The 12,832-nt window shown below is 62.8% G+C and carries 13 protein-coding genes; 8 read left to right on the plus strand and 5 right to left on the minus strand.

What is annotated here, in order from left to right; translation table 11 throughout:
• Window positions 1-7: 7 nt before the first annotated feature.
• From hflC to cfaB, 7 genes are all read left to right on the plus strand, one after another.
• A complete protein-coding gene (gene hflC, locus HX807_RS18815) occupies window positions 8-1,006 on the plus strand; it encodes a protease modulator HflC (protein WP_161635746.1) in 999 nt (332 codons plus the stop codon).
• On the plus strand, window positions 1,003-2,037 hold the full coding sequence (gene hflK, locus HX807_RS18820; protein ID WP_177050691.1) for a protease modulator HflK: 1,035 nt from the start codon (window positions 1,003-1,005) through the stop codon (window positions 2,035-2,037). Before hflC ends, hflK begins: the two co-directional genes overlap by 4 nt.
• Window positions 2,034-3,929: a cation-translocating P-type ATPase gene (locus HX807_RS18825; protein ID WP_008439522.1), complete on the plus strand. Its 1,896-nt coding sequence runs from the start codon at window positions 2,034-2,036 to the stop codon at window positions 3,927-3,929. Before hflK ends, HX807_RS18825 begins: the two co-directional genes overlap by 4 nt.
• Before the next feature lie 107 nt (window positions 3,930-4,036).
• On the plus strand, window positions 4,037-4,288 hold the full coding sequence (locus HX807_RS18830; protein WP_003213503.1) for a hypothetical protein: 252 nt from the start codon (window positions 4,037-4,039) through the stop codon (window positions 4,286-4,288).
• A gap of 67 nt (window positions 4,289-4,355) precedes the next feature.
• Window positions 4,356-5,201 carry a DUF692 domain-containing protein gene (locus tag HX807_RS18835; RefSeq protein WP_003213501.1) on the plus strand — a complete coding sequence of 282 codons (846 nt, stop codon included), beginning with the start codon at window positions 4,356-4,358 and terminating at the stop codon, window positions 5,199-5,201.
• Window positions 5,192-5,977 (plus strand): DNA-binding domain-containing protein, encoded by a 786-nt coding sequence (locus HX807_RS18840; RefSeq protein ID WP_177050693.1) that lies wholly within the window; start codon window positions 5,192-5,194, stop codon window positions 5,975-5,977. Before HX807_RS18835 ends, HX807_RS18840 begins: the two co-directional genes overlap by 10 nt.
• A gap of 87 nt (window positions 5,978-6,064) precedes the next feature.
• Window positions 6,065-7,249 carry a C17 cyclopropane fatty acid synthase CfaB gene (cfaB, locus tag HX807_RS18845; protein ID WP_003213498.1) on the plus strand — a complete coding sequence of 395 codons (1,185 nt, stop codon included), beginning with the start codon at window positions 6,065-6,067 and terminating at the stop codon, window positions 7,247-7,249.
• A 145-nt stretch (window positions 7,250-7,394) separates the two neighbouring features.
• Here the strand turns inward: cfaB and cls are convergent, their stop codons facing one another.
• Window positions 7,395-8,834, minus strand: a complete 1,440-nt coding sequence (gene cls, locus HX807_RS18850; protein ID WP_177035371.1) for a cardiolipin synthase — start codon at window positions 8,832-8,834, stop codon at window positions 7,395-7,397.
• A gap of 130 nt (window positions 8,835-8,964) precedes the next feature.
• On the opposite strand from cls, the gene HX807_RS18855 reads away from it, so the two are divergent.
• Window positions 8,965-9,486 (plus strand): DUF3617 domain-containing protein, encoded by a 522-nt coding sequence (locus HX807_RS18855; RefSeq protein WP_003213494.1) that lies wholly within the window; start codon window positions 8,965-8,967, stop codon window positions 9,484-9,486.
• 142 nt (window positions 9,487-9,628) lie between these two features.
• On the opposite strand, the gene HX807_RS18860 is transcribed toward HX807_RS18855, so the two are convergent.
• From HX807_RS18860 to HX807_RS18875, 4 genes are read right to left on the minus strand one after another with little or no spacing between them, the layout of a single operon-like run.
• Window positions 9,629-10,966, minus strand: a complete 1,338-nt coding sequence (locus HX807_RS18860) for a dihydroorotase (protein ID WP_008439513.1) — start codon at window positions 10,964-10,966, stop codon at window positions 9,629-9,631.
• Window positions 10,967-10,968: 2 nt separating this feature from the next.
• Window positions 10,969-11,529, minus strand: coding sequence for a DapH/DapD/GlmU-related protein (locus HX807_RS18865; RefSeq protein WP_003213490.1), 561 nt, complete (start codon window positions 11,527-11,529; stop codon window positions 10,969-10,971).
• Window positions 11,526-11,951: a phosphoribosyl-AMP cyclohydrolase gene (gene hisI / locus HX807_RS18870; RefSeq protein WP_003213487.1), complete on the minus strand. Its 426-nt coding sequence runs from the start codon at window positions 11,949-11,951 to the stop codon at window positions 11,526-11,528. The genes HX807_RS18865 and hisI overlap by 4 nt, the downstream gene beginning before the upstream one ends.
• Window positions 11,948-12,832: a metal ABC transporter substrate-binding protein gene (locus HX807_RS18875; RefSeq protein WP_003213485.1), complete on the minus strand. Its 885-nt coding sequence runs from the start codon at window positions 12,830-12,832 to the stop codon at window positions 11,948-11,950. The genes hisI and HX807_RS18875 overlap by 4 nt, the downstream gene beginning before the upstream one ends.

Here is a 12,832-nt window from a genome sequence, read left to right on the forward strand (position 1 = left end):
AGTTCATCTGTTGAGCGCTCATTCTCACGATCACGCAGGCCATGGTCACCACCACGGCCACCATCATCACCATCATGGCGATGAACACGAAGCCGGCCCGTTCCCCTGGCGGCGTATGGGCTGGGCGGTATTGCTGGTGCTGTTCGCGGTCGCCGCGGCGAGCCTGGTGCAGGTGCGTTCCGGTGAAGCCACGGTGATTACTCGCTTCGGCAACCCGTCGCGGGTATTGCTGGAGCCGGGCCTGGGATGGCGCTGGCCGGCGCCGTTCGAGGCGGCGATTCCGGTGGACCTGCGCCTGCGCACCACCTCCAGCGGTTTGCAGGATGTGGGCACCCGCGATGGCCTGCGGATCATCGTGCAGGCCTACGTGGCCTGGCAGGTGCAGGGCGACCCCGACAACGTGCAGCGCTTTATGCGTGCGGTGCAGAACCAGCCGGATGAAGCGGCGCGGCAGATTCGTACCTTTGTCGGCTCGGCGCTGGAAACCACCGCCGCCAGTTTCGACCTGGCCAACCTGGTGAACACCGATGCCAGCCAGGTGCGCATTGCCGATTTTGAAGCGCAGTTGCGCCAGCAGATTGATCAACAATTGCTCACCACCTATGGCGTGCGTGTGGTGCAGGTGGGCGTTGAACGGCTGACCTTGCCCTCGGTGACCCTCGCCGCCACCGTCGACCGCATGCGCGCCGAGCGCGAGACCATCGCCACGGAACGAACCGCCGTGGGCAAGCGTGAAGCGGCGCAGATTCGTTCGGCCGCCGAGCGTGATGCGCGAATCGTCCAGGCCGACGCCACGGTGAAAGCCGCCGACATCGAAGCGCAATCCCGGGTCGAAGCCGCGCAGATTTATGGCCGTGCCTACGCCGGCAATCCGCAGCTGTATAACCTGCTGCGTTCCCTCGACACCCTTGGCACAGTGGTCACGCCGGGCACCAAGATCATCCTGCGCACCGATGCCGCGCCTTTCCGCGCGCTGGTGGATGGGCCGAAGGATGTGCAGCCATGAGTGAGCGGGAAAGCCTCGACAGCCCGTGGATCCAGGCTGGACGGCTGACGTTCCTGGCGCTGTATGCGGTGACGGTATTGGCGGCGCTGGCGTGGGCGTTTTCCAACGTACGCCAGATCGACCCGCAGAACCGCGCCGTGGTGTTGCACTTCGGTGCGCTGGACCGGATCCAGAATGCCGGGCTGCTGCTGGCCTGGCCGCGTCCGTTCGAGCAAGTGGTGCTGTTGCCCGCCGCGGACCGGGTGATTGAGCGCCGGGTGGAAAACCTGCTGCGTTCCGATGCGGCCACCCAAGCCGATCGCGTGGCCAGTTTTGCCACACCGCTGAGCGATGCCCTGGCCGGCTCCGGTTACCTGCTGACCGGCGATGCCGGCGTGGTGCAACTGGATGTGCGGGTCTTCTACAAGGTCACCGAGCCCTACGCGTTTGTGTTGCAGGGCGATCACGTGCTGCCCGCGCTGGATCGACTGGTCACTCGCAGCGCCGTGGTGCTGACTGCGGCGCGGGATCTGGACACGATTCTGGTGGCGCGCCCCGAGTTGATCGGCGCCGACAACCAGGCCGCCGAACGCCGCGAACGGCTGCGTGGCGACCTGGTGCGCGGCATCAATCAACGCCTGGCTGACCTGGCGTCCACCGGCCTTGGCCTGGGCATCGAAGTCACCCGGGTCGACGTGCAATCGAGCTTGCCGGGCCCGGCGGTCAATGCCTTCAACGCAGTGCTGACCGCCAGCCAGCAAGCCGACAAGGCGGTGGCCAATGCGCGCACCGACGCCGAAAAACTCACCCAGACCGCCAACCAGGACGCTGATCGCGCCGTGCAGGTGGCTCACGCCCAGGCCAGCGAGCGCCTGGCCAACGCCCAGGCCCAAACCGCCACCGTCGCCAGCCTGGCCCAGGTCAACGACCCCGGCCTGTTGCTGCGCCTCTACCGCGAACGCCTGCCGAAGATTCTCGGGCAGGCCGGCTCCGTGACCACGGTTGACCCTAAAGACGATTCCCGCCTGATCATTCAGGGAGCCGAACAATGACCGCCCACGCAGCCCCGATGCTCTCGTCGGCCGAACAACGCAGCGCCGCCCGGCAACTGACCCTGGCGATGCTCGCCCTGGGCCTGCTCAGCCTGGGCCTGGTATGGCGCTGGCTGGCGCCGGACCAGACCGGCGTGAGCCAACTGCTGTTGGGCGTCGCCTCATTGCTGGTGGCCGTGCCCGTGATGCGCTCGGCCTGGTACAGCCTGCGGTATCCAAGTTTGCATGGCATCACCGACCAACTCATTGCGCTGGCGATGCTCGGCGCCTGGGCTACCGGTGACCTGCTGACCGCCGCGCTGCTGCCGATCATCATGATCTTCGGCCATGTGCTGGAAGAGCGCAGCGTCATCGGCTCCCAGGAAGCGATTCATGCCCTGGGCAAGCTGACCCGTAGCCACGCACGGTTGGTGCAGGCGGACGGGACGATCCTGGAAGTGGACAACGGCATCCTGAAGACCGGCGATATCGTCGAAGTGCGTGCCGGTGACCGCGTGCCCGCCGACGGCGTGGTGCTGTCGGGCCAGGCCAGCCTGGACACCGCGCCGATTACCGGTGAATCGGTGCCGCTGGAAGCGAGTGTCGGCGTGCAGGTGTTTGGTGGCGCGATCAACCTCGACGGTTTGCTGCGCCTGGAAGTGACCCGCACTGGCAATGAGTCGACGCTGGGCAAAGTCATCGCCCTGATGCAGAGCGCCGAACGTTCGAAGCCGCCGATCACCCGATTGCTGGAGCGCTACGCCGGCAGCTACATGGTGCTGGTGCTGTTGCTGGCGGCGGTCACCTGGTTTGTCACCAATGACGCCCAGGCGATGCTCGCGGTGCTGGTGGCGGCGTGCCCGTGTGCTTTGGTGTTGTCGGCTCCGGCCACGGCGATTGCGGGCATTGCGGTGGCGGCGCGTCACGGCATTCTGATTCGCAGCTCTGCGTTTCTCGAAGAGCTGGCGGACCTGACGTCGCTGGTGGTCGACAAGACCGGCACCCTGACGTTTGGCACCCTGCGTTTGCAGTCCATCGACACCCGCGAGCCGGATCGGCAAGTGCTGCTCAACCTGGCGGCCAGCCTCGGTTCGGCCAGCAGCCACCCGGTCAGCCGGGCATTGGCGGGGCTGGCGACTCAAGAGCAGATGCTGGTGTTGTCGGATATTCGCGAGCGCCAGGGCCTCGGTGTGGTCGCCCAGACCGGGCAGGGCGAAGCCGCCCTCGGCCGGCCGGAATTGTTTGAGCAACTGGGCATCACGACCACGGCGGTCCCCAATCACGACGGCCCGATTGCCGGGCTTGCGTTGAACGGGCAGTTCCTTGCCTGGCTGTTGTTGGCGGACAGCGTGAAACCTGAAGCGCGCCAGGCGATGAAAGAGCTGCGTGAATTGGGCCTGGGGCGCCAACTGCTGCTGACCGGCGACCGCCAGAGCGTGGCCGACAGCCTGGCGTTGGAAGTGGGCATCAGCGACGTCGAAGCCCAGGCTTTGCCGGAGGACAAACTCAATCGCGTGCTGGGGGAAATCGGCAGCGGTTTCCGGCCGATGGTGGTGGGCGACGGGATCAACGATTCGTTGGCGCTCAAGGCGGGTGTGGTCGGTGTGGCGATGGGCGCGGGCGGGGCGGATATCGCGCTGGCATCGGCGGACGTGGTGCTGATCGGCAGCGACCTGCGGCGCCTGGGCACCTGTGTGCGCTTGAGTCGCCAGTGCCGGCACACGTTGCAGGTCAACGTGATCATCGGTCTGGGCTGGACGCTGGCGATCGTGGTGTTCGCCGCATTTGGCTGGCTGGGCGCGGCGGGAGCGATGATTGCGGCGGTGCTGCACAACCTCAGTACGCTGCTGGTGCTGGGGAATGCGGGGCGCTTGTTGCGGTTCCAGGAGCCGCTATTGAAACTCGAGGAATAAATTTTTCAGTCGCGCTGTAACGCCATGGGGGGACCTCACTCTAGTGCTATGTCGAGACTGAACAATCCGTTCAGACCGGCTCCACTACCGATCATGAGGAATACACAATGAACATCAAATCCGCTGCTGCTGGTGCCGCCCTCGCTATCGCCGCTGCTGGCATGTTTGCCGGTGTTGCCACTCAGGTACAGGCAGCAGACGCTCAGGTCCATTGCTATGGCGTCAACGCCTGCAAAGGCCAGAACGACTGCAAAACCAAAGACCACGCCTGCAAAGGCATGGGTTCTTGCAAAGGCCAGGGCTTCCTGTCGATGAGCAAGGCGATGTGCGATCAGAAAGGCGGCAAAGTCGGCGAATAACCGACAACTGAGTGCAACCGCAGCGGGCACCCCCTCCGCTGCGGACACTTTCCCCAGGAGTGTTTTTATGTCCGCTTCCCTTCCGAGTCTGGGTTACGGCCTGGGTTTACGCAGCGAGTACTACCAGCAGATCCTTGAACAATCGCCGGCTGTGGATTGGTTCGAAGTGATCTCCGAGAATTATCTGGTGCAGGGCGGCAAGGCCTTGTACTACCTGGATGCGATAGCCGAGCGTTATCCCCTGGTGATGCATGGCGTGTCCCTGTCTATCGGCGGGCCCCATGCCCTCGATACCGATTACCTGAAACAACTCAAGCAGCTCTCCGAGCGCATCCGGCCGGCGTGGATTTCCGATCACCTGTGCTGGAGCCGTGGCAACGCGCACCAGTTGCATGACTTGCTGCCGCTGCCCTACACCGAAGAAAGCCTGTACCACGTCGCCGCTCGCGTACGGCAGGTGCAGGATGTGTTGCAGCGTCCTTTCGTGCTGGAAAACGTCTCCAGCTACGTGCGCTCCAAGGCGGATGAGTTTACCGAATGGGAATTTCTCAACGCCCTGACCCATCTCACCGGCTGCCAGTTGCTGCTGGACGTGAATAACGTCTACGTCAGCTCGCGCAATCACGGGTTCGACGCCTGGGAATTTATCCGCAACCTGCCGCCCGAAAGCATCCGCCAACTGCACCTGGCCGGGCATATGGATTACGGCGACTACGTGATCGACACCCATGACCATCCGGTATGCGATCCGGTGTGGGCGCTGTACCAGCGGACCCTGGAGCACCTCGGGCCAGTCTCGACCTTGCTCGAACGCGATGACCATTTCCCGCCTTTCCAGGAGCTGCTCGACGAGTTGAACAAGGCCCGCGAACTGGGCGCGAGCGCGCTGGACAGGAGAGCGTTATGCGCCTGATCGATTGGCAATTGGCCTTTGAGCGGCATTTGCTGGCCGAGTCTTCCACTGCCAGCAACAGCTTCAGCGCCACCTTGATCGGCGGCCCGACCCTGGATGTCGAGACGGGCCTGGCGATTTACCACAACGCCTATCACGCCCGATTGCAGGAAGTGCTGCGCGATGACTTCGGCGCCGTCTGGTATTGGCTGGGGGACGAGGAGTTTGCAGCATTGGGTTCGGCCTATACCCGCCGTTATCCCTCGGCCCATTACAGCCTGCGCTGGTTTGGCGAGCGGTTCCCCGGGTTTATCGTTGAGCATTATGGCGAGCAAGGTTTGGCGCCTGCCGAGCTGGCGCGGCTCGAATGGGCATTCACCCTGGCCTTTGATGCACCGCAGGGCGAGCCGTTGACCCTGCAAGACATGGCAACGCTGCCGCCCGAAGACTGGCCAGGGCTGCAGGTGCAGTTGGTGCCGTCGGTGCAGCAGGTGCTGTGTGATTTCAACAGCCTGGGCATCTGGCGTGCGAGCAAGGGCGAGTGGGACTTTCCCGGCAGCGAAGCCCTGCCATTGGCGCAGGTGTGCCTGGTCTGGCGCCATCAGAATGTCTGCCAATACCGCAGCGTTGAACCGGCGCAAGCCTGCGCGCTGACAGGCATGGTCGCCAACGGTTGGAGTTTTTCCGAACTGTGTGCCGAGTTGGCAGTCACTTACCAGGAGGGCGCGCCATTGCAAGCGGTTACCTGGCTGAAACAGTGGGTCCAGGAGGGTTTGCTCCAGCGGCGGGCACCATAGAAAGGCGCTATTGTTTCGATAGCCTGCTAATTTTTCCGTGGATGGTCTACCCTCATTTCAGACGTCTGAAACAAGGGGGGACTACTCATGCTCGCGCAACTTCCACCGGCCTTACAGAATCTCAAGCTACCGCTGCGTCTTCGACTCTGGGACGGCCATGAATTCAACCTGGGCCCGGATCCCAGCGTCACCATTGTGGTCAAGGACCCCATGATGGTTTCAACGCTCAGCCATCCGACGCTCGACTCACTGGGCGAAGCTTTCGTCGAGGGCAAACTGGAGCTGGAAGGCTCCATTTCCGAAGTGATCAGGGTCGTTGACGAGTTGAGTCATGCCCTGGTTGATGACGACGAGGGGAGTCGTCCGGTGCGCTCGATCCACGACAAGGCCACCGACGCAGCGGCTATTTCCTACCATTACGACCTGTCCAACGAGTTCTACCAGCTGTGGCTGGACCGCGACATGGCCTATTCCTGCGGGTATTTCGAAACCGGCAGCGAATCCCTTGATCAAGCCCAACAAGACAAATTCCGCCACCTGTGCCGCAAATTGCGGCTGCAGCCGGGGGAGTATTTGCTCGACGTGGGCTGCGGTTGGGGCGGGCTGGCGCGGTATGCCGCGCGGGAATTCGGGGTCAAGGTGTTCGGTATCACCCTGAGCAAGGAACAGCTGGCGCTGGCCCAGGAGCGGGTGAAGGCCGAAGGCCTGGAAGACCAGGTAGAGCTGACGCTGCTCGACTACCGCGACTTGCCTCAGGATGGCCGGTTCGACAAGGTGGTGAGCGTGGGGATGTTTGAACACGTTGGCCACGCCAACCTGGCGGAGTACTGCAAGATTCTCTACGGCGCGGTGCGTGAGGGCGGCCTGGTGATGAACCACGGGATTACCGCCAAGCACATTGATGGCCGGCCCGTGGGCCGTGGCGCGGGGGATTTTATCGAGCGTTATGTGTTCCCCAACGGCGAGTTGCCGCATCTGTCGATGATGACCGCCGAGATCAGCGACGTGGGCCTGGAAGTCGTCGACGTCGAAAGCTTGCGCCTGCATTACGCGCGCACGCTGGATCACTGGAGCGAGCGCCTCGAAGACAACCTGGAAGCGGCGGGCAAGATGGTGCCGGAGCAAGCCTTGCGCATCTGGCGCCTGTACCTGGCCGGCTGTGCGTATGCGTTTGCCCGGGGCTGGATCAACCTGCATCAGATTCTGGCGGTGAAACCCCATGCCGATGGTAGCCATGAGCTGCCTTGGACGCGGGATGACCTGTACCAGTAAGCAATGGTACCGGTGATCTGAATGTGGGAGCGGGCTTGTGTGGGAGCGGGCTTGCTCGCGAAGGCGTTGGATCAGAAACACATTCAGTGACTGACACTCCGCTTTCGCGAGCAAGCCCGCTCCCACATTGGGTTCGGTGCAAGCCTTACAAGATTGGAGAAATCAGCCGCGCGATCCGCATGCCCAATTGTTGCAGGCGGTGGGTCTGGCGGTTTTCTTCCTGGCTGATTTCATGGGCCAGGGCGAAGTCTTCCAGCAGCATGTGCTCCACCTGGCTGGCGAAGGTGTCATCTACCGTCAGCAACATCACTTCGAAATTCAGCCGGAACGAGCGGTTATCCAGGTTCGCGCTGCCGATGGCGCTGATTTCACGGTCGACCAACACCACTTTCTGATGCAGGAATCCTGGCGTATAGCGAAATACCCGCACCCCGGCGCGCACGGCTTCGATCGCATACAGGCTGGAAGCGGCGTAGACGATGCGGTGATCCGGCCGTGACGGCAGCAGCAGGCGCACGTCGACACCGCGCAATACCGCCAACCTCAAAGCCGCAAACACCGCCTCATCGGGAATGAAATACGGGCTGGTGATCCATACCCGCTCGGTGGCCGCATGAATGGCCTCGACGAAAAACAGCGAGCAGGTTTCATAAGGGTCCGCCGGGCCGCTGGCCAGCAACTGGCAGAGCACGCCGTCGTCCGGGTAGGTATCCGGCAGCAGCAGCGGCGGCAACTCCCGCGCGGCCCAGAACCAGTCCTCGGCAAACGACTCCTGCAAGCACGCCACCACTGGGCCGCTGACTTGCACATGGGTGTCACGCCATGGCGCCAGCGGCGGTTTCTTGCCCAGGTACTCATCGCCGACGTTATGCCCACCGACGAACCCGGTAATGCCATCCACCACCACGATCTTGCGGTGGTTGCGGAAGTTGACCTGGAAGCGGTTGAGCCAGCCGCTGCGCGTGGCGAAGGCCTTGACCTGCACCCCGGCGTCTCGTAGCGACTGCACATAACGATGGGGCAGGGCATGGCTGCCGATACGGTCGTACAGCATGAAAATGGCTACGCCTTCGGCGGCTTTTTCCTTGAGCAAGGTGTGCAGTTGGCGGCCAAGTTCGTCGTCATGAATGATGAAGAACTGGAACAGCACGGCGGTCTTTGCCGAGCGAATCGCCTCGAAAATCGCGCTGAACGTAGCCTCGCCATTGATCAGCAAACGCACCTGATTATTCGCCAGGCACGGCATGCGTCCCAGCTTGGGCATGGCCCGCAGCGAAGCGTAGGCCTGGGAGTTGCGCGCGGCCAGCGCCTCTTCAACCCATGGGCGCCAGTTCAGCTCGGTGATCGCCTTGTGCATTTCCTGGTTGGCCTGGCGCCGCGCCTGAATGTAGGCGTCGAAAGTGCTCCGGCCAAAGATCAGGTAGGGAATCAGCGTCAGGTAGGGGATGAACATCAGCGACAATGCCCAGGCAATCGAGCCTTGGGCGGTCCTGACGGTCAGCACCGCATGGATGGCGGCGAGGGTGCCCAGAAAATGCAGGGTGGCAATGAAATAGGCGAGCAGGTGCGGGCCAAAGAAATCCATGGACAACGGTACTCCTGACGAACAAGTGCCTAACAGACCATGTTCGGCCACGAATGTCGCTATTTTATTTGCTGTGCAACACTGGCGCTTTTGCGGCGTCTAACGCCGACAATTGCCCAGGAGTTACCCGATGAATGCTCGTCTGCTTGGTTTGGCCATGGTTGTTGGTTTGACGCTGCCTGTGGCGGCGCAAGCGCAGATGTTGGCGCCGGGCTTGTGGGAGTTGACCACCAGCAACATGAAGGTCGATAACCAGGACCTGCCGGACTTGTCGCTGATCCTCGGTCAGCTCAAGCAACAGATGACCCCGGAACAACGCGCGATGCTTGAGAAGCAAGGCATCACCATGGCCGGCAAAGGCGTGCAGGTGTGCCTGACTCCGGCCCAGGTGGCGTCCGATTCCATCCCGCTGACCGATCCGCAATCGGGCTGCAAGCAGGAAGTGACGGACAAGACCGGCAACCAATGGAAATTCCGTTTCAGCTGCCCGAAAGCCCAGGGCACTGGCGTGGCGACGTTCCAGAGCCAGCAGGAATTCACCACTACGGTTAACGGTACCTTCAACGCCACCGGCGTACAGCAGAAGGGCAGCCTGGACACCCACGCGCAGTGGTTGGGCAGCAACTGCGGTACGGTCAAACCCCGCGCCTAACCTAAGACATACCCCGATCAAAATGTGGGAGCGGGCTTGCTCGCGAATGCGGTGAATCAGTCACAGGTGTATTGGCTGACCCACCGCATTCGCGAGCAAGCCCGCTCCCACATTTGATTGGATTGCCAGGTACAGAGTCTCTTCAGCGCTGAAAATGCAGCGGCAGCCCCTGGCAACTGTCGTGCACGCGCCCGTCGTGCCAGGCCAGGTGGCCGGACACAAGCGTGGTGCTGACGCTGTGCCGGAAGCTGCGCCCGGCAAAGGGCGTCCAGCCGCAGCGGGCCAGGATCGGCTGGCTGCTGACGGGCTTGCCGTGAGGCTCGGGTTGGATCAGCACCAGGTCGGCCCAATAGCCTTCGCGCAGGTAGCCACGGTCGGGGATCGCAAACAGGTCCGCGACCCGATGGCTGGTTTTCGCCACCAGCGTGGTCAGCGGCAGCAGGCCGTCGGCGACCAACTCCAGCAGCGCCGGCAGGGCGTGTTGCACCAGCGGCAAGCCTGACGGCGCCTCGCGATACGGCAGTTGTTTTTGCGCCCAGGTGTGCGGCGCATGGTCACTGCCAATTACATCCAGACGATCACTCAACAATGCCAGGCGCAAGGCGTTGCGGTCGGCGCGTGTCTTGATCGCCGGGTTGCATTTGATCTGGTGGCCGAGGCGGGCGTAGTCGCGGTCATCGAACAAGAGGTGATGCAGGCAGACTTCCGCCGTGATGCGTTTTTGCGCCAGGGGTTTGTCTTCGAACAGCACCAACTCCCGTGCGCTGGTGATGTGCAGCACATGCAGGCGCGTGCCGTGCCGCTTGGCCAGTTCCACCGCCAGGGACGAGGAGCGATAGCAGGCCTCGGCATCGCGGATCAGCGGGTGCGCCACGGCAGGAATGTGCTCACCGAAACGCTCGCGCATCCTTTGCTCGCGGGCCAGGATGCTGGGGGTGTGCTCGCAGTGGGCCAGGAGAATGGTCGGCACCTCGGCGAACAAACGCTCGAGGATCTTCGGATCATCCACCAGCATATTGCCGGTAGACGCACCCATGAACACTTTGACCCCGGCGACTTCCCGCGGGTCCAGCGCGGCGACGGTGTCGAGGTTGTCGTTGCTCACTCCGAAGTGAAAGCCATAGTTGGCCACCGAATGCAGCGCCGCGCGGCGCTTCTTGTCGGCCAGGGCATCCAGGTTCAGGGTCGCCGGGTTGGTGTTGGGCATGTCCATGAAACTGGTGATGCCACCCGCCACCGCCGCGCGGGACTCGCTGTAGAAGCTGCCTTTGTCCGGCGCGCCGGGCTCTCGGAAGTGCACCTGGTCGTCGATCATTCCCGGCAGCAGCCACTGGCCTTGGGCGTCGATTTCCACGGTGGCGTTGGCGTTGTCGATGCTGCCGGCGATCTTCTCGATACGGCCATTGGCGACCAGCAGGTCAGCCTCGAATTCCTCGCCTTCGTTCACCAGGCGGGCGTTGCGGATCAGCAGGCGGCTCATGGTCAGAACTCGTTTTGCAGGGCTTTGTAACCCAGTACCAGGTCGACGTTGGTGCGCGCCACGTCTTCGGAAAACTCCGAAGCGCTGACACTCACCGGCGGGAACTGGGACAGGTCGGTGTTGGGGCCGATGCGGGTGGTGGAGGGCACGTAGAACGCGTCGGGCAAATCGCGGCCGTCGACTACAGAGTTGTGCCGCACCACGCAGCCATCGCCGACGACGCAGTTGAACAGCACGCTGTTGAAGCCGATGAACACCCGGTCACCAACGGTGCAGGGCCCGTGGACGATGGAGCGGTGGGCGATGGAGGTGAACTCGCCGATGGTTACGGCGGCGCCGGATTTGGAGTGGATCACCACGCCGTCCTGGATATTCGAATTGGCCCCAATGGTGATCGGGTCCATGTCACCGTTGGCGTCGACTTCGTCGGCGCGGATCACCGCGTAAGGGCCGACAAATACGTTTTCGCCGATGACCACCTTGCCGCAGATGATTGCAGTTTTGTCGACGTAGGCCGATTCGGCAATCACGGGCAGATCGCCGGAAGGGTTCTTGCGGATCATGGGTCAGGTTCCTTGAGAGGCGCGGTGATGATGTTGACGTGATGGCCGTCGATGGCGTTGTAGAAACAGGTGGGCCGGCCGGTGTGGCAGGCCGGGCCTTGCTGGTCGACGATCAGCAATACCGCGTCGCCGTCGCAATCCAGGCGGGCCTCCACCAGCAGTTGCCAGTGGCCCGAGGTTTCGCCCTTGCGCCACAGTTGCTGGCGCGAGCGGGACCAGTAGCAGACGTGCCTGGTGGCCAGGGTTTCGTCGAGGGCCTGGCGGTTCATCCAGGCCAGCATCAACACTTCGCCGCTGCCGTGTTGCTGGGCGATGGCGGCGATCAGTCCATCGCTGTTCCACGGCAGGGCGTCGAGCACGCTATCGAGTGGAAAGCGGCTGCCGATGGCAGCCTCTTCCAGGTCAAGCATGCTCAGGCTCATGGCTTGCTCAGGGCCGCGCACAGGGTGTTGAGGTTGTATTCGAACAGGCCGGTAAAGGTGCTGGCCGGACCTTCTGCAGCCAGGGCGTCCGAGTACAGCGTGCCGCCGATCTGCGCGCCGCTCTCATCAGCAATCTGCTGGAGCAGACGCGAGTCCTTGATGTTTTCCATGAACACGGCCTTGACCTTGTCCTTGCGGATCTGGGTGATCAGCGTGGCGACTTCGGCGGCCGACGGTTCACGTTCGGTGGACAGGCCTTGAGGCGACAGGAACTCGATACCGTAGGCCTGGCCCAGGTAGCCGAAGGCGTCATGAGAGGTGACGATGCGACGGTTACCCGGTGGCAGCGCGCCGAACTTGGCCTTGGCTTCAGCCAGCAGGCGGTAGATTTCTTTCAGGTACACCTGGCTGTTGTGCTCGTAGTCGGCCTTGTTGGCCGGGTCGGCAGCGATCAGCGCCTTGGTGATGTTGTTCACGTAGATAACGGTGTTGGCCAGGTTGTGCCAGGCGTGCGGGTCGGGGATGGTTTCGCCGTCCTCTTCCATGGTGTGGGAGAGCACGCCTTTACTCGCAGTGACCACAGTGGCCTTGGTCTCGGTGCTGGTGACCAGGCGATCCAGCCACGGCTCGAAGCCCAGGCCGTTCTTGATGATTACCTTGGCCTTGAGCAGGGCCTTGGCATCGTCTGGTGTTGGTTCGTAAGTGTGGGCGTCGGCGTCGGGGCCGACCATGTTGCTGATCTGGATATGATCGCCACCGACCTGGTGGGTCATGTCGTCAAGAATACTGAAGCTGGTAACCACCTGAAGCTTGTCGGCAGCCTGGGCCGTCGCGAACGACAGCGGCAGCAACACACTGAACAGCACGAGTAGAGCGCGCAT

It is taken from the genome of Pseudomonas sp. D8002 (genome assembly GCF_013385695.1).
Classification (GTDB): Bacteria; Pseudomonadota; Gammaproteobacteria; order Pseudomonadales; family Pseudomonadaceae; genus Aquipseudomonas.

Coding starts and splice junctions, on each gene's coding strand:
- hflK (WP_177050691.1), top strand. CDS start 1,003: ATGAGTGAGCGGGAAAGCCTCGACAGCCCGTGGATCCAGGCTGGACGG.
- HX807_RS18825 (WP_008439522.1), top strand. CDS start 2,034: ATGACCGCCCACGCAGCCCCGATGCTCTCGTCGGCCGAACAACGCAGC.
- HX807_RS18830 (WP_003213503.1), top strand. CDS start 4,037: ATGAACATCAAATCCGCTGCTGCTGGTGCCGCCCTCGCTATCGCCGCT.
- HX807_RS18835 (WP_003213501.1), top strand. CDS start 4,356: ATGTCCGCTTCCCTTCCGAGTCTGGGTTACGGCCTGGGTTTACGCAGC.
- HX807_RS18840 (WP_177050693.1), top strand. CDS start 5,192: ATGCGCCTGATCGATTGGCAATTGGCCTTTGAGCGGCATTTGCTGGCC.
- cfaB (WP_003213498.1), top strand. CDS start 6,065: ATGCTCGCGCAACTTCCACCGGCCTTACAGAATCTCAAGCTACCGCTG.
- cls (WP_177035371.1), bottom strand. CDS start 8,834: ATGGATTTCTTTGGCCCGCACCTGCTCGCCTATTTCATTGCCACCCTG.
- HX807_RS18855 (WP_003213494.1), top strand. CDS start 8,965: ATGAATGCTCGTCTGCTTGGTTTGGCCATGGTTGTTGGTTTGACGCTG.
- HX807_RS18860 (WP_008439513.1), bottom strand. CDS start 10,966: ATGAGCCGCCTGCTGATCCGCAACGCCCGCCTGGTGAACGAAGGCGAG.
- HX807_RS18865 (WP_003213490.1), bottom strand. CDS start 11,529: ATGATCCGCAAGAACCCTTCCGGCGATCTGCCCGTGATTGCCGAATCG.
- hisI (WP_003213487.1), bottom strand. CDS start 11,951: ATGAGCCTGAGCATGCTTGACCTGGAAGAGGCTGCCATCGGCAGCCGC.
- HX807_RS18875 (WP_003213485.1), bottom strand. CDS start 12,832: ATGCGCGCTCTACTCGTGCTGTTCAGTGTGTTGCTGCCGCTGTCGTTC.